The sequence below is a fragment of the Martelella sp. NC20 genome, assembly GCF_013459645.1.
Lineage (GTDB): Bacteria > Pseudomonadota > Alphaproteobacteria > Rhizobiales > Rhizobiaceae > Martelella.
This window is the reverse complement of sequence record NZ_CP054861.1, coordinates 5137172-5152604: the sequence shown is the minus strand read 5'-3', so window position 1 is coordinate 5152604 and position 15433 is coordinate 5137172. Positions and strand designations below refer to the sequence as shown.

The following is a 15433-nucleotide window of genomic DNA, read 5'->3' as shown; positions in this document are numbered from 1 at the left end:
GATGGGCGATACGAACGGGCCGGAACTCGGCCGATTTATCTGGGACGATCCGTTCCTGCTGGAAGACCAGTTGACGGACGAGGAACGCATGTTGCGCGACGGGGCGAATGCCTTCGCCCAGGACAAGCTGCAGCCTCGCGTGGTCGCGGCGTTTGCGAATGAGACCGTTGATCCGTCGATATTTGCCGAAATGGGCGGGATGGGCCTGCTCGGCGCGACCTTGCCGGAGCAATATGGCGGCGCGGATGCCGGCTATGTTGCCTATGGCCTGATTGCGCGAGAAATCGAGCGTGTGGATTCGGGCTATCGCTCGATGATGAGCGTACAGTCCTCGCTGGTCATGTATCCGATCTATGCCTATGGCTCCGAGGAACAGCGCAACAGATATCTGCCCAAACTCGCCGCCGGCGAATGGATCGGCTGTTTCGGTCTGACCGAGCCTGACAGCGGTTCCGATCCGGGCGGCATGAAGACCACCGCGCGCAAGACAGATGGCGGCTATGTGCTGAATGGCGCGAAGATGTGGATTTCCAACGCGCCGATCGCCGACGTTTTCGTCGTCTGGGCCAAGTCGGATGCCCATGGCGGCAAGGTCCGGGGATTTGTGCTGGAAAAGGGGCTGAAGGGCCTCAGCGCGCCGAAGATCGGCGGCAAGCTCAGCCTGCGCGCTTCCGTCACCGGTGAAATCGTCATGGACGGGGTCGAGGTCGGCGAGGATGCGCTGCTGCCGAATGTCGAGGGGCTCAAGGGCCCCTTCGGCTGCCTCAATCGCGCCCGCTACGGTATTGCGTGGGGTGCGATGGGCGCGGCCGAGTTCTGCTGGCATGCGGCGCGTCAATATGGTCTTGACCGCAAGCAGTTCGGCAGGCCGCTGGCCCAGACCCAGCTTTATCAGAAGAAGCTGGCGGATATGCAGACCGAGATTACGCTGGGCCTTCAGGCAGCGCTCAGGGTCGGCCGGTTGCTCGAGCAGGGCGATGCCGCGCCGGAGATGATCTCGCTGATCAAGCGCAATAATTGCGGCAAGGCGCTGGATATCGCGCGCAACGCCCGCGACATGCATGGCGGCAACGGCATATCGGAGGAATTCCATGTGTTCCGTCACATGGTCAACCTCGAAACCGTCAACACCTATGAAGGCACCCATGATGTGCATGCCCTGATCCTGGGCCGCGCCCAGACCGGCCTGCAGGCATTTTTCTGAGGGGCTTTTCGGTCAGGCAGAGCCTTTCAAGAAGCTCGCCCGTCATCCCGGCCTCGAGCCGGGATCCAGGGCAACGCGACGTATGCTTGCGAAAGCGTCTTCGTGCTCAAAGGCTTGAACGCAATGGATGCCCGGATCAAGTTCGAGCATGTGAGAGGCCGGCGGTGACATGCACCTCCGGCCTTGTCGGCAGTCCGAGGGCGCTCGCGCCCTCATACTCTGGCAAAGGCGGCGCTGGCGGGCGTGCCCGTCCCGTGCCTGTCGGCCGTTCCTACGATATTCGCGGAGACCAGGGCATCGATCTCGTCCTCCGACAGTCCGAGGTCGCCCAGCACTTCGCGCGAATGTTCCCCGAGGCGCGGGGGCGGCGTCGTGGGCGCGATCGCGGCGCCGTTGGCCTTGAAGCCCGCCGTCGGGACGTGCACCGTCATGCCGGGCATCGCTTCGATCGGCATGGTGAACTGGCGGGCCACGGCGTGCTCTTCCGCCAGCATTTCGGAAAGATTGCGGACCCGACCGGCGGGTACGCCGACGGCGTTGAGGTCTTCCTCCCATTCGCGCGCGGGGCGGGTCAAAAGGGTGGCTTCGAGTATGGGGCGCAACCCGTTCAACTCGCCCTTGGCCGCCATCGGGTCGATCCGCGCCTTTTCGGCAAGATCGGACAGGCCGAGCGTTTCGAGCAGCGGTACGATCTGGCGGAGATTGTTTGCCGCCAGCATCAGCAGTCCGTCGGATGTCTGGAAACAGCCCGATGTCGGGCTCCGGCTCCAGGCTTCATTGCCCGCGGGCTCAGGCGCCCAGCCGGAACTGAGATGGCTGGTCAGCAGCGAGGCCATCAGCATCATCGACGTATCGAGCATGGCGACGTCGAGGTGCACGCCTTCGCCGGTCGCCCGTCTCTGGTGCAGCGCCGCGGAGATGGCATAGGCCGCATTCAGGCCGGTGGCGAAGTCGACATAGGGCGCGCCGACCTTTGTCGGTCCGCTTTCCAGCGTCCCTGTCGTGCCCATGATGCCGCACATGCCCTGGATCACATGGTCATAGGCGCCGCGCCGGCTATAGGGGCCGTCCTGCCCGAAGGCCGAGATCGAGCAATAGATCAGGTCGGGTTTGACGGCCTTCATATCCTGATAGCCAAGCCCGTTGCGGTCCATTGTGCCCGGACGCATGTTCTCGATGAACACGTCGGCGGTCGCGGTGAGGCGCTTGAGGATATCGCGTCCCTCGGGGCTCTTGATATTCAGCGCCACCGAGCGCTTGGAGGCATTCTGCGACATGTAGGAAAGCCCCATGCCCGCTTCGTTGAGTTCGGGAATCTGGCCGCCCTTGCGGGTCCAGTCGCCGATACCCGGCACCTCGATCTTGATGACGTCGGCCCCGAGCAGGGCCAGTTGATATCCGGCATAGGGGCCGGCAAGAACCTGACTGGTGTCGATGACGCGGAGGCCTTTAAGGGGCTCAAACACGGATGATACTCCCGGAAATTCCGGGACGCGACCATCGCGCCCCGGGTATGGTGTTCAGTTGGGCGCCGCAACGGCTTCCCTGAGTGCGAGTTCGGCCTCGTAGGCCGCGTTGACTTCTGCCGTGAGTTCGGCCGCTCCCTTCTCGGCGGGCGGGAAGTCGAGGTTGGCCATGATCTGGCGGACGCTTTCGGTGCGGCCGGCCTCCAGCAGCGATTTCTCGAGCGTGGCAACGACGTCGTCAGGCAGACCGGCCGGACCGACAAGAACCAGCTTCGAGCCGTAGCTGGACATGTAGCCGTATTCGTTCATCGTCTTGATGTCGGGGCTGGCCACCAGGCGTTCTTCCCCGGTCGAGGCGATGGTCTTGATCTCGTCGGGATATTTCTGGTGCGCGCCGCCGCTATAGGCGACGTCGAAATCGCCGCCGAGCAATCCGCTGATCATGCCGGCGCCGCCCTTCACCGGGACGAAGTTCAGTTCCAGGCCTTCCTTCTTGGCGACCAGTTCCAGCTGCACCTTCGAGGCCGGCGTGATCGTCGCAACCTTGGCGCCGGGGTTTTCCTTGGCGAAGGCGACGAATTCGTCGAACGTGTCGTAGGGGCGATCCATGGGCGCGGCGAAGGCGGGCTGGTAGGCCGCGACCGAACCGATCATGGTGAAATCCCCGACCTTGTAATCGGCGCTCGGGTTCCAGATCTGGTTGGTGGCGACTGCGCTCGAGGGGGCCAGCATCAGCGTGTAGCCATCGGGCTTCGCCATCTTCAGCTTGAGCGCCGCGACGCTGCTGGCCGCGCCCGGCAGGTTGACCACGATGATCTGTTGCCCGAGGGTTTCCTTCATCTCCTCGAACAGGACCCGGCCGATCGTGTCGGTGCCGCCGCCGGCTTCGTAGCCGATCAGCACGGTGATCGCTTTAGAGGGATAGTCTTCCGCCAACGCTGCCCCTGCGACGAGTGTCGCCGTGGCGAAGGCCGCGGCGGCGGCGAGTTTCTTCAGTATGGTCATGAGTTCCTCCCGGTTTTATCGAATGCGACGGACCCTTCGGATATTTCGAGGGCCGCCCGTGTGCGGCGCCGGATTTCGGCCAGCGCCAGGATCGCGATGAGCGCGACGGTCAGGCCGATGAAAACGGCCGCAATTGGATGCTGCGCAAGGTTGGTGACATCCCGGTCGAGCAGCGGAATCGTCTGGCGCAGGGTCAGTTCCAGCGACGGCCCGATGACGAAGCCGATCAGAAACGTGACGAAGGAATAGTCGAGCTTCTTGGCCAGCACGCCGAGCACCGCGAACAGCAGCATCAACCCGATGCCGAACAGTCCTCCGCCCTGCATGAACGATCCGATCGCGCAGAAGAACAGGACCGCGGGTGCGATCAGCCGCATCGGCGAGCGGATCACCCAGGTAAAGAACGACTGGCCGATCAGCCCGATCGCCAGCAGGGCGAAGCTCGCCACGATCATCGCCGCGTAGAGGCTCTGGACGATCTCCGCGTCCTCGACGAACATCAGCGGACCGGGGGTGATCCCGTGAATGACGAAGGCGGATATCAGGATCGCGGCGATCACGGAGCCGGGGATGCCGAGCGCGAAAAGCGGCACGAAGCTGGAGGGCACCACAGCGTTGTCCGCGCTTTCCGACGCGGCGACGCCTTCGATCGCGCCCTTGCCGAAGCGCTCCGGGGTCTTCGACATCCGCGCGGTGGCGCCATAGGACATGAACGATGCGACGCTGGCGCCAAGACCCGGCAGGATGCCGACAAACACGCCGATCCCGGTGCCGCGCAGGATCACGGGCAGGCAGCGGCGCCAATCCTGACCGGTCACCCGGCTGTCATCCGGATCGGACGAGACGCGGATCTCGGCCACCTTCCGATCAAGGGCGCGGTGGTCGGCCATCTGCAGGATCATCTCCGACACCGCCATCATGCCGATAGCGACGGGGATCAGCGCCAAGCCGTCGAACAGCGAGAGCTGACCGAAGGTGAATCTGGGCACGGCGGTTTCGATCTCCAGGCCGACCGTTGCGACCAGCAGGCCGAGCGTGCCGGAGATCAGGCCCTTTACCAGGGACTTGCCCGCAAGCGCCCCGATGAAGGTCAGCGAGAACAGCAGGATGGCGAATTGTTCGACCGGCCCGATCTCGAGCGCGAACTGGGCCAGCGGCGCGGCGAGCGCGATCAGGCAAAGGGTCGAGATCAGGTCGCCGATCACCGAGGCATAGAGCCCCATCTTCAACGCCTTGCCGGCCTTGCCCTGCTGCGCCAGCGGATAGCCGTCGAAGGCCGTGGCGGCGGAGGACGGCTCGCCGGGGGTGTTCATGAGGATGGCGGAGATCGCGCTGCCCGCGGTCGAACCCTTGGCGATGCCGATCAGCAGGCCGATGGCGGCAACGGGGTCCAGATAGAAAGTCACCGGGATCAGGACGGCGGTGGCGGTGCCCTTGCCAAGGCCGGGGATGGCGCCGACCGCGTATCCTACCGCCACGCCGATGAAGACGTAGAAAAGCGTCCAGAAATTGGCGATGGAGGCGAACCCGGCAGCGAGCGGAGTGATGAATGCATCGATCATTGGAAGCTCGTCCCCAGCACGACGTAGAACAACAGCCAGGCGCCGCCCATGAGGCCGGCGGGCAGCAGGGTGAGCATCGCAATCCGCCGCTCGCCAAGCGCCAGCATCGGCAGGATGACAATCATCAGCCCCGGCAGCAGCGGCCCGGTGTAGACGAAGAGCAGCGTGGCGATGGCGAACAGAGCGACGACGCCGAGGGTGGCGATGACTTCGCTCCGACTGAAGACCGGCCCGCTGTCATCGCGGACCTGACGCAGGGCCAGAAAGGACTGGACGATCAGCACCAGGCTCAAAAGCACCAGAATGGCCGCACAGAGAAGCGGCATCATGCGCGGCGATATGGTCGCCGTCGGCGCCTCGGCGATTTGCCAGGGGACCAGGACAAGCCATAATAAAATACCGAATGCCATAAGCACCAAGCCGGAAACCAGCTCTGCCTTTTTCATGTTTTCCCTCCCGCGCCAGCTTAAATTGGCGTTGTTTTGCCGGTATACCTACGGGAGTTTCGGTAGCCTGAATAAGTCAAAGATTGACCACCGGGTATAATGTTTTTATTATACCTCCTCATGAAATTGCGGAATCTGAACATTTTCATAGAGATCGCCCATGCCGGTTCGCTGTCGAAAGCGGCCGGCAGCCTCGGGATCGCGCAACCGGCGCTGAGCCAGCTTGTCGCCAATCTCGAACATTCATTGGGGTCAACGCTGTTTCATCGCCGCACAACCGGGATGGAGTTGACCCCGGCGGGCGAGATGTTCCTGAAATACGCCAAGAAAATCTCCGCGGATTTCGAGCAGGCCCGGCTCGATGTGAAGCACGCCAGCCAGGTGCCGGCGGGCGAAGTGACCGTGGTGATCGCGGCCGCCGTCGCCAACCTCCTGGCGCCCGAGCTGATGATACGCGCAGAAGCGCTGTTTCCCGACGTGAAGATAACCGTGCGCCGCGCAATGAGCTATCCGGCCGCCCAGATGATCAGGGAAGGGCAGGTCGATGTCGGCATCGTGCCGGGCGCGAAATCGATGCCCAATGTCAGGGCCGAACTCGCCTATATCGACGAGATGATCTTTGCCGGCGGGGTCGGCATGCCGCTCGACCAGCCGGGGCCGATCGCGTTCGCGGAGGCTTGCCGCGCGCCGCTGGTCCTGCCGTCCCAGGGGCACCTTACGCACAGGACCATCGACCAGGTCGCCTTCGACCGCGGCCTGCACCTGAACCTGCGCACCCGCCAGGACAGTTCGTCGCTGCTGCGCAAGCTGCTGGCCTGCGGCTATGCCTACACGATCATGCCGCGCGCGGGGATGCTGGAGGGCGTGCGCGAGGGCAAGCTCTTCATCCGCCCGATCCCCGATCTGCCCCTGACGCGGCAGATGTTCGTCATTACCAGTACGGAGCGCCCCAACTCGGCCGCGGTGCGCGCGGTGCGGACGCTGCTGTGGCAGCAGCTCGAGAGACTGAGCGCGGAGGGGATTGTTCCCACCCTGGCCCCGCGGGAGCCTTCGCCCGATGACTATCCGATCCCCGCCTCGGCATGGACGGAAGCGCCTAACAGGGCAGGGCTTTCCTGAAGCTCCTCCCGGCGGTCGGAGCGGTTTCGATGCTTGCGCGTGGAAAAAATATGATATTTATAGTCCAGTTAAATGGCTGAGCCTGTTGGTCTCGCGCGGGACGAGCAGGATCACCCAACCCCATCGACGGGCGCAAGCCAGACCTGCGCCCGGGAAAATGGTGTTCTGTCTTGATCTATCAGCATTCCATGATCTGCCAGACTGAGGGTATCCATCCGGTGGCGCCGGTCAAATGGCGCGGCCTCGATGGGCTCGTCAGTGTCTACTGGGATGCGGAGGGCCATCCCGGCGCGAACGCCTATTATCTGTCACCGGACCCGAGGATCGTGATTTTCTTCAACGATGTGTCGCGCCACATCCGCATGTCGAACAGGAACGGCGAATTGGGCGCCCATGACCGGCCGCTGACGCGGGCGATCTTCGTGCCGGCCGGGCTTCCGATGTGGACCCGGTTCACGGCCTGGCACCGTTTCTCCCATCTCGACCTCCATTTGCATGAAGACCGGCTGTTGCGCTTCATCGCGCCCTCGATCGGCATGTCCGCCGCGCGCGCCGTGCTGCGACGGCCGGTCGAGATCCAGGATGTCGGCCCGATCGAAACGCTGGCGCGGCTGATCGTCGATGAAGTCTCCGATCCGACGCGGCATTCGCTCTATGCCGAAAGCCTGGTCGGCAGCGTCGCCACGGCGCTTCTCGAATTTCCGGCAGAGGGCGGACGGCGCACGGCCGGCGGCCGGATCACGAAGGCGCAGATGAACCGCCTCACAGCCCGGTTTTCCGAGACAGCCGAAGGCCGTATGAGCGTTGCCGAAATGGCCGAAACCGTCGGCCTGTCGGAAAGCTGGTTTTCCACCGCCTTCAAACAGACCACCGGCCGGACGCCGCTGCAGTGGCAGCTTGCGCGACGCATCGAGAAGGCACAGGCGCTTCTCGACCAAGGCAACGGCAGCGTCGCGGAGGTCGCGGCGCAGCTCGGCTTTGCCGATCAGGCGCATCTGACCCGGGTGTTCCGCCAGATCACCGGCGAGACGCCGGCCGCCTGGCGGCGGTCGCAGGCCTCTGGTTTGAAAAACCGCTGACCCACGGCATGGGTCAGCGATCAGTTTGTTGAGAAAGCGCTTCCCAAGCTCGTCCGTCATGCCGGGCTTGACCCGGCATCCAGGGCCGTTTGTGGTGCATCTCAAAAAAAAAGTCTTTGCGCGCAAGGACTTGCGCTTACTGGATCCCGGATCAAGTCCGGGATGACGGCAGAGAGCGGGGCAACGCAGCGACCACGCACGGTGTTTGTCAGCGTTCAAACCTCACCAGCTCTGCCTGAGCGTCACGTAGACCGCGCGGCCCTGATTGTACCAGTCGGCGCCGTAGCCGCCATAGGCGACATATTTCTCATTGAAGAGATTGGTCGCATTGACCTGAAGCGTCGTGTGTTCCGCGACGTCATAGCTGAAGGCGGCATCGAAGGTGATGTTGGGATCGGACTTGATCAGGTTGTCCTCGCCGAAATAGTAGGAGCTCTGGTAGCGCGCGCCGAGGCCGAAGGTCATGTCGCCGCGACGGCCTTCGCCCTCGAGCTCATAATCTACCCACAACGAGGCGACATTGTTTGGGACGAAACTGAGCTCGTTGCCGACATTGCCGCCTGAACCGTTCTCCACGATTTCCGACATCATGTAGGAATAGGCGGCCGTGAGGCTGATATTGTTCATCAGTTCGGCCTTGGCTTCGAGGTCGATGCCGCGAACCCGCGCCTCGCCGATCGATTCCTGCATGTTGGTTGCGGGATTGGTGACCGTGATGTTCGTCTTCGTCAGGTCGTAGACCGAAGCGCTGAACAGCGCCGGGAAAGCGAGCGGAGCATATTTCACCCCGACTTCATACTGCTCGCCGCGCTCCGGGTCGATCCCGAGCGTCGGCGGCGCGACCGACTGGGCGTAGCTTGCATAGGTCGAGACCTCGTCGGTGATCCGGTAGGTCAGCCCGGCGCGGCCGGTGAACTCGCTGTAATCTCCGCTGGTCGTGGTGTCAGTGAGCTGATCGAGCTGCTTCAGGTCCAGCCAGTCATTGCGCAGGCCGACGGAGGCGATCAGCTTTTCGGAAAAGGTCAGTTCCTGCTGCAGGTAGACCGAGGTCGTGTTCTGGTCGCTCTTGGTGCTGGCATAGGGTCCGCTGTAATCCGGCCCGCCGGAATAGACCGGATTGGTCCAGTCGATGCCGGGGGCTGCGGCCCAGTAGCTGTCGTTGGTGCCGGAATAGGTCTCGTATTGCAGACCGGCGAGCGTCCGGCTTTCAATGTTCGCGAACGACGTATCGTACTGGAAATGGGCATCGATGACGAAATCGTCATAGGACTGGGCATTGCCGAAATAATAGCGGTCGGCGATCGTGTCGCCATTGTCGACCGGTTCGTAGACATAGGCATAGCCGAAACCGGTTTCGGAATTCGAATAGCGCGCCCGCGAGCTGAATGTCAGCCCCGAGCCGAAATCGTGGTCGAACATCCAGGTGACGGTGTTGCGGGTCACGTCGTTGTAATTGTAGTCGGGTTCGCCGAGGAAGAAGCTGCGGTCGAAATCCGAGCCGATCGGATGCCCGCCGCTGCCCGGCGTGCCGTCGCTATCGAGATAGTCGTAGATCAGCGTCATCGTCGTGGCATCGTCGATGCGCCAGGTCAGCCCGCCCATGATGAAGCTCTCGTCATCATTGGAATAGTCGTATTCCGCGTCGGAATTCTGGAACTTGCCGGTCAGGCGATAGGAGAGCGTGTCGTCTTCGGTGATATTGTCGCCGAAGTCGAAACCCACCTCGGCGTGATTATAGGAACCGCCGGTGATATAGGCCTCGCCGAAGCGCTCGTCCCGTGGCGTCTTGGACACGAAATTCACCGTTCCGCCCGGATCGGAGACGCCGAAGATCGTCGAATCGGCGCCCTTGAGAACCTCCACCCGCTCGAACGCGTAAGGCTCCTCGCGAACGCCGCCGAAGGGGGCGCCGAGAGGAAGGCCGTCACGATAGGTATAGGCGTCGAAGCCGCGGATCTTGTAATAGTCGAAGCGGTCGTCTGAGCCGTAGAAATCGGTGGTCACGCCGGCGGTGTAATCCAGCACCTGTTCGACGGTCCGGGCATCGCGCTGCTGGATCTCCTTGGCGGTGATGACGGAAACCGAGGCGGCGGTATCGAGGAAATCGGTCGCCAGCTTGCCGCCGCCGGAATTGCCGAAGGCGACGATCGAGTCCGCGTCGCTGGCGCCGATGCCGCTGGTTTCGACGGTCACCGGTTCCAGCACCGTCGTGCCGGCGCTATCGCCCTGATCCTGCGCCCGAAGGGTCATCGGGCTCGCGGCCAGTGCGGTGCAGCCGAGAAGAACGGCTGCCCTCTGCCTGATCATTGCGTGCCGGTCGTCGTGTTTGCTTTTTGCGTGGTTCATCTTCAGCTTCCAGAAATCGCGTCCCGCGGATTGACAGTCGTTGCAGCGAACCGGTCGGCATCGGACCGAGGCTGCTCTCGTGTTCAGATCGCGATTAACCTGATTATTTTAGTCTAGTATTGTATATTTCCTCGTTTTTGTAGGATTCCCCTGCAACTTCAGCCGCCATGGCGGAAGACCACAGCGGCCGGCTTGACCCTCCTTATTGAACATGAGAATGAGGATCAACTTTAGCCACCCGGAGAGATCGCCATGTCGCGCTTGCCTGGTTTGCCCCTGCTCATCGCCGCGATCGTGCTTTTGACGACCGCCGTCGCCCGTGCAGGCGAGCCCCTCCCCGAACCGATCACGATCGAACATGCCTTCGGGCAGACCGTGATCACCGAGAAACCCGAGCGCGTCGCAACCGTCGCCTGGGCCAATCATGAGGTGCCGCTGGCGCTGGGCGTGGTGCCGATGGGCTTCGCGGCCGCCAATTTCGGCGATGATGATGGCGACGGCCTTCTACCCTGGGTCTCCCGCCAACTCGATGAACTCGGCGCCGATACGCCGACCCTGTTCGACGAGGGAGACGGCATCGATTTCGAGGCGGTCGCCGCCGTCAGGCCCGATGTCATCCTCGCCGCCTATTCGGGCCTGACCCGGAGCGAATATGACACGCTGAGCCAGATCGCGCCGGTCGTGGCCTATCCGGAGGCGCCATGGTCGACGAGCTGGCGCGACATGATCCGCCTCAACAGCGCCGGCCTCGGCACGCCGGACGAGGGCGAGGCGCTGATCGCGCGGATCGAGGCCGAGATTGCGGCCGAAATTGCCCGATATCCGGAGATCAGCGGCAGGAAGGCGATGTTCATCACCCATCTCGATGCCACCGACCTGAGCGTCGTGAATTTCTACACGACGCATGACACTCGCGTGCAGTTCTTTGCCGATCTCGGGCTTGAAACCCCCGAAAGCGTCATCGAAGCCTCGAAGGGCGGCAGCTTTGCCGGCTCGGTCAGCGTCGAGCGCATCGATGCTTTCGACGATGTCGACATCATCGTCACCTATGGCGACGGCACGCTTCTGGAGGCGATGCGGCAGAACCCGGTTTTCCGGCACATGCCCGCGGTGGAAAACGGCGCCGTGGTTCTTCTCGGCCGCGATCCCCTCGGCACGGCGGCCAACCCGACCCCGCTGTCGATCTCCTTCGTGCTGGAGGACTATGTGGCAAAGCTTGCGGAAGCCGCCCGAAAATCGCAATGACGAAGCCGGGCTCCCATGCATCCGGGGCGAACCGTCGCCTGCCCGGGATCGGCGACCACGGGCGGCTGTCATGGCTGGTCGTGGTGCTTGCCGGTCTCGTGCTGCTGGCCGCGGCATCGCTTGCCATCGGCACGCGGCTGGTTTCGCCCGCCGATTTTATCGCTGCACTTGCGGGCCATGACGACACGATCGGCGAGGCGGTGGTGGCGATGCGCATTCCGCGCACGGTGCTTGCCGTGCTGGCGGGCGCGGCGCTCGGGCTTTCGGGTGCATTGATGCAGGGCATGACGCGCAACCCGCTTGCCGATCCCGGCCTGTTCGGCGTCAACATGGGGGCGTCGCTCGCCGTGGTGATCGGCGTCGCCTGGTTCGGTATCAGCTCGTCCGGCGCCTATATCTGGGCCGCCATCCTCGGAGCGGGCGTGACCGCGATGTTCGTCTACCTCGTCGGCTCGCTCGGACGCGGCGGCGCAACCCCGCTGAAACTGACGCTTGCGGGCGCCGCGACCTCGATCGCCTTCGCCTCGCTGGTGATCGCCATCGTCCTTCCCCGGGGCGATATCGCCGGCGGCATCCGCGCCTGGCAGATCGGCGGCGTCGGCGGCGCGACCTTCGCGCGCATCGTTCCCGTTCTGCCGTTTCTGCTCCTCGGCCTCGTGCTCGCGCTGATCTCGGCCCGCAAGCTCAATGCCATGGCGCTGGGCGATGAACTGGCGGCCGGTCTCGGCGAGAACGTCGCGCTCGGACGTGGCATCGCGGCGCTTGCCGCGGTGCTGCTCAGCGGCGCGACCACGGCTATCTGCGGGCCGATCGGCTTCGTCGGCCTCGTGGTGCCGCATGTCTGCCGCCTGATCGTCGGGGTCGATCACCGCTGGCTGCTGCCGTTCTCGGCGCTCGGCGGGGCCGTCCTCCTGCTTGCGAGCGACATCGTCGGGCGGATCGCCGCGCGACCCGGCGAAGTGGATGTCGGCATCGTCACGGCGCTGGTCGGCGGGCCGTTCTTCATCTGGATCGTCAGGCGGCAGCAGGTGCGTGAACTGTGACGGCGATCTCCCTGACCATCGAAACCGTCAGCGCGACGAGAGCAAGGCGCGCGCGGCGGCGGTGCCTTGTCCTGGCGCTGTTTGTCGCCCTGCTCGCGACTTTTTTCGCGCTGACGCTGATGCTCGGGCAGTCCTTCGCGCCGCCGCGCGCCGTCCTCCGCGTGCTGATGGGAGAGGACGTGCCGGGCCTTTCCTTCACCGTCGGCCAGTTGCGCCTGCCGCGCGCCGTGCTTGCGATCCTCGCGGGGGCAAGCTTCGGCCTCGGCGGCGTCGCCTTCCAGCTGATGCTGCGCAATCCGCTGGCGAGCCCCGACATTATCGGCATCAGTTCCGGGGCGAGTGCTGCGGCCGTCTTCGCCATCGTGGTGCTTGCCCTGGACGGGCCGGTCGTTCCGGTGTTTGCGGTCGCCGCCGGGCTCGGCGTGGCGCTTTTGGTCTACGGCCTTGCGGCAAAGAACGGCGTTGCCGGAACGCGCCTGATCCTCGTCGGGATCGGCATCTCCTCGATGCTCGAGAGCATCATCGCCTATGTTCTCTCCAGGGCGCCGACCTGGGACCTGCAGGAGGCGATGCGCTGGCTGACGGGCAGCATCAACGGTGCAAGGCTCGATCAGGCAGGCCCGCTTGCCATCAGCATCGTGCTGTTCGGCGGCCTGCTCCTCAGCCGTGCCCGCGACCTCGAAACGCTGAGGCTTGGTGACGACACCGCCGAGGCGCTTGGCGTCGGCGTCGCGCGCACCCGGCTTGTGATCACCATCTCTGCGGTCGGCCTGATCGCGATCGCGACCGCGGTCACAGGGCCGATCGCCTTCGTGGCGTTCCTGTCGGGGCCGATCGCGGCCCGGATCATGCGCAACAACGGATCGCTGCTGCTGCCGTCGGCACTCGTCGGCGCGTGTCTGGTTCTGGTCGCGGACTATGCCGGACAATTCCTGCTTCCCGCGCGCTACCCGGTTGGCGTGGTCACCGGCGCGCTTGGCGCGCCCTATCTCATCTACCTGATCATCCGGGTCAACAGAGGTTCGCTATGACCCCGCATTCCCTCAGCGCGCGCAGGATTTCCGCCGGTTATGGCGACAGGACCATCCTCGAAGACCTCAGCTTCGACGTGCCCCCGAACCGGATCACCGTGATCGTCGGCGCCAATGCCTGCGGCAAGTCGACCCTGCTCAGGACGCTTTCGCGCCTGCTGACGCCAGTGGCGGGCGAGGTGATCCTGGACGGCAAGGCGATCCATCGCAGCCCGACGAGGACGATCGCGCGCGCGCTCGGCCTGCTGCCGCAATCGCCGCTGGCGCCGGAAGGGATCACGGTCGCCGATCTCGTCAGCCGGGGCCGGCATCCGCACAAGACCATGTTCTCGCGCTGGAGCCGGCAGGATGATGCGGCGGTGGCGCTGGCCCTCGATACCACCGGAACGGCAGACCTGGCGGACCGACCGGTCGACGAGCTCTCCGGCGGACAGCGCCAGCGGGTCTGGATCGCGATGGTGCTGGCGCAGGAGACCGATATCCTGCTCCTCGACGAACCCACGACCTTTCTCGACATCAGCCATCAGGTCGAGGTGCTGGACCTTCTGACCGACCTCAACCGGACCGGCGGAACCACCATCGTCATGGTTCTGCACGACCTGAACCTTGCCGCGCGCTATGCCGACCATCTGGTCGCGATGAAGGCCGGAAGGCTGCATGTCGCGGGCACGCCCGAAGCCGTTCTCACCGAAGACCATATCAGGGAGGTGTTCGGGCTCGAAAGCAGGATCGTCACGGATCCGGTTTCCGCAAGACCGATGATGCTGCCGATCGGACGCCATCACGGTGGCCGGGGTCTGCCGGACGCTATCAAAGGAAGACAGTCATGACCGAGAATTTCCGGCTTTCCGGCATAGCCATGCCGCAAGACGCCGCAGGTATGCTCGACATTGCCGCCGAGCACTTCGCCGAACATGCGGCGGTCGCAAGAACCGGCGATCGCGTAACGATAACGAGCGAGGTCGGCGAGGCCGAGCTCGCCCTGGACGGCAGCCTTCTGCGGATCGACCTTGCCGCGCAAAGCACCGTAAAGCTGCAATTGGCGCGGACCATGCTGGCCGAACACCTGTTCTATTTCGCCGGCGACGCGCCGTTCGAGCTGACATGGTCCGATCCGCCCCCGCCCGCCGTCCTCGCGAACCTGCACGAGGTCCGCGTCGTCTCCGCCGAGCCTGTGACGCCGCATATGCTGCGGGTGAAATTCGCCTGCGCCGACGTGACGCCGTTTGTCGGCGGCCAGATGCATGTCCGGCTTCTGGTGCCGCCGAAGGGAAGGCCGCCGGTCTGGCCGGTTATCGACGATGACGGTCGGATAAAGTGGCCGGAAGGCGAGGATGCGCTTCTGGTCCGGGTCTATACGATCCGGTTCGTCGACACCGGGCGCAACGAAGTCTGGGTCGATTTCCTGCAGCATCCGAACCCCGACACAGCGACGCCGGGCGCTGACTTCGCGCGTGACGCCAGGCCCGGTGACAGGGCGGCGTTCCTGGGACCCGGCGGCGGCGGCGTTCCGGAAGCCGGACACATCTTTCTGGCGGGCGACGAGGCGGCGCTTCCCGCCATCGCCCGGATTGCCGAGGAAGCCCCGGCCGGAACCCGGCTGACGGCCATCATCGAGGTGGAAAACAAGGACGAGGAACAGCCGATCGAAAGCGCCGCCAGCCTCGACCTCAACTGGATCCACCGTGCGGAACATGCCGCGACGGGTGGTTTGCTGCCGGCTATCAAGGACAAGATCGCCAGCCTGCCCCCCGAAACCTTCATGTGGATCGCGTGCGAGAGGGGCGATATCCGCGACATTCGCGCGTTGCTGAAGGACAGACAACACGATCGCAAGCGGATGTATGTCGCCTGGTACTGGGAGCGCGGCGGCGAAAGCGGCTGAGG

13 protein-coding genes are annotated in these 15433 nt (G+C 64.2%); 8 read left to right on the top strand and 5 right to left on the bottom strand.

Annotated elements, in window-relative coordinates:
* Position 1: 1 nt before the first annotated feature.
* Positions 2–1204 (top strand): acyl-CoA dehydrogenase, encoded by a 1203-nt coding sequence (locus HQ843_RS24595; RefSeq protein ID WP_180900735.1) that lies wholly within the window; start codon positions 2–4, stop codon positions 1202–1204.
* A gap of 212 nt (positions 1205–1416) precedes the next feature.
* Here the strand turns inward: HQ843_RS24595 and HQ843_RS24590 are convergent, their stop codons facing one another.
* Genes HQ843_RS24590 through HQ843_RS24575 form a run of 4 tightly spaced genes read right to left on the bottom strand, consistent with a single transcriptional unit; the run spans position 1417 to position 5683 of the window.
* Positions 1417–2670, bottom strand: a complete 1254-nt coding sequence (locus HQ843_RS24590) for a CaiB/BaiF CoA transferase family protein (protein ID WP_180900736.1) — start codon at positions 2668–2670, stop codon at positions 1417–1419.
* Between the two features lie 54 nt (positions 2671–2724).
* Complete coding sequence (locus HQ843_RS24585; RefSeq protein ID WP_180900737.1) at positions 2725–3675, bottom strand: tripartite tricarboxylate transporter substrate binding protein; 951 nt, start codon at positions 3673–3675, stop codon at positions 2725–2727.
* Entirely contained in the window at positions 3672–5237 is a 1566-nt protein-coding gene (locus HQ843_RS24580; RefSeq protein ID WP_180900738.1) for a tripartite tricarboxylate transporter permease, read from the bottom strand. Before HQ843_RS24580 ends, HQ843_RS24585 begins: the two co-directional genes overlap by 4 nt.
* Positions 5234–5683: a tripartite tricarboxylate transporter TctB family protein gene (locus HQ843_RS24575; RefSeq protein ID WP_180900739.1), complete on the bottom strand. Its 450-nt coding sequence runs from the start codon at positions 5681–5683 to the stop codon at positions 5234–5236. The genes HQ843_RS24580 and HQ843_RS24575 overlap by 4 nt, the downstream gene beginning before the upstream one ends.
* Positions 5684–5803: 120 nt before the next feature.
* Here HQ843_RS24575 and HQ843_RS24570 point away from each other — a divergent pair, with 120 nt between their 5' ends.
* Complete coding sequence (locus HQ843_RS24570) at positions 5804–6802, top strand: LysR family transcriptional regulator (RefSeq protein ID WP_180900740.1); 999 nt, start codon at positions 5804–5806, stop codon at positions 6800–6802.
* 170 nt (positions 6803–6972) lie between these two features.
* Positions 6973–7881 carry a helix-turn-helix domain-containing protein gene (locus HQ843_RS24565; RefSeq protein ID WP_210275293.1) on the top strand — a complete coding sequence of 303 codons (909 nt, stop codon included), beginning with the start codon at positions 6973–6975 and terminating at the stop codon, positions 7879–7881.
* Positions 7882–8103: 222 nt separating this feature from the next.
* On the opposite strand, the gene HQ843_RS24560 is transcribed toward HQ843_RS24565, so the two are convergent.
* On the bottom strand, positions 8104–10227 hold the full coding sequence (locus HQ843_RS24560; protein ID WP_180900741.1) for a TonB-dependent siderophore receptor: 2124 nt from the start codon (positions 10225–10227) through the stop codon (positions 8104–8106).
* Positions 10228–10479: 252 nt separating this feature from the next.
* On the opposite strand from HQ843_RS24560, the gene HQ843_RS24555 reads away from it, so the two are divergent.
* Genes HQ843_RS24555 through HQ843_RS24535 form a run of 5 tightly spaced genes read left to right on the top strand, consistent with a single transcriptional unit; the run spans position 10480 to position 15431 of the window.
* A complete protein-coding gene (locus tag HQ843_RS24555) occupies positions 10480–11472 on the top strand; it encodes an iron-siderophore ABC transporter substrate-binding protein (protein ID WP_180900742.1) in 993 nt (330 codons plus the stop codon).
* Positions 11469–12515, top strand: a complete 1047-nt coding sequence (locus HQ843_RS24550) for a FecCD family ABC transporter permease (RefSeq protein WP_180900743.1) — start codon at positions 11469–11471, stop codon at positions 12513–12515. The genes HQ843_RS24555 and HQ843_RS24550 overlap by 4 nt, the downstream gene beginning before the upstream one ends.
* Entirely contained in the window at positions 12512–13546 is a 1035-nt protein-coding gene (locus HQ843_RS24545) for a FecCD family ABC transporter permease (RefSeq protein WP_180900744.1), read from the top strand. The genes HQ843_RS24550 and HQ843_RS24545 overlap by 4 nt, the downstream gene beginning before the upstream one ends.
* Positions 13543–14376, top strand: a complete 834-nt coding sequence (locus HQ843_RS24540) for an ABC transporter ATP-binding protein (RefSeq protein ID WP_180900745.1) — start codon at positions 13543–13545, stop codon at positions 14374–14376. Before HQ843_RS24545 ends, HQ843_RS24540 begins: the two co-directional genes overlap by 4 nt.
* Positions 14373–15431, top strand: coding sequence for a siderophore-interacting protein (locus tag HQ843_RS24535; RefSeq protein WP_180900746.1), 1059 nt, complete (start codon positions 14373–14375; stop codon positions 15429–15431). Before HQ843_RS24540 ends, HQ843_RS24535 begins: the two co-directional genes overlap by 4 nt.
* Positions 15432–15433 lie beyond the last annotated feature (2 nt).

Excerpts from the sequence above, each read along its gene's own strand:
- HQ843_RS24570 (WP_180900740.1), top strand. The coding sequence starts at position 5,804 with ATGAAATTGCGGAATCTGAACATTTTCATAGAGATCGCCCATGCCGGT.
- HQ843_RS24595 (WP_180900735.1), top strand. The coding sequence starts at position 2 with ATGGGCGATACGAACGGGCCGGAACTCGGCCGATTTATCTGGGACGAT.
- HQ843_RS24560 (WP_180900741.1), bottom strand. The coding sequence starts at position 10,227 with ATGAACCACGCAAAAAGCAAACACGACGACCGGCACGCAATGATCAGG.
- HQ843_RS24575 (WP_180900739.1), bottom strand. The coding sequence starts at position 5,683 with ATGAAAAAGGCAGAGCTGGTTTCCGGCTTGGTGCTTATGGCATTCGGT.
- HQ843_RS24580 (WP_180900738.1), bottom strand. The coding sequence starts at position 5,237 with ATGATCGATGCATTCATCACTCCGCTCGCTGCCGGGTTCGCCTCCATC.
- HQ843_RS24585 (WP_180900737.1), bottom strand. The coding sequence starts at position 3,675 with ATGACCATACTGAAGAAACTCGCCGCCGCCGCGGCCTTCGCCACGGCG.
- HQ843_RS24550 (WP_180900743.1), top strand. The coding sequence starts at position 11,469 with ATGACGAAGCCGGGCTCCCATGCATCCGGGGCGAACCGTCGCCTGCCC.
- HQ843_RS24540 (WP_180900745.1), top strand. The coding sequence starts at position 13,543 with ATGACCCCGCATTCCCTCAGCGCGCGCAGGATTTCCGCCGGTTATGGC.
- HQ843_RS24535 (WP_180900746.1), top strand. The coding sequence starts at position 14,373 with ATGACCGAGAATTTCCGGCTTTCCGGCATAGCCATGCCGCAAGACGCC.
- HQ843_RS24555 (WP_180900742.1), top strand. The coding sequence starts at position 10,480 with ATGTCGCGCTTGCCTGGTTTGCCCCTGCTCATCGCCGCGATCGTGCTT.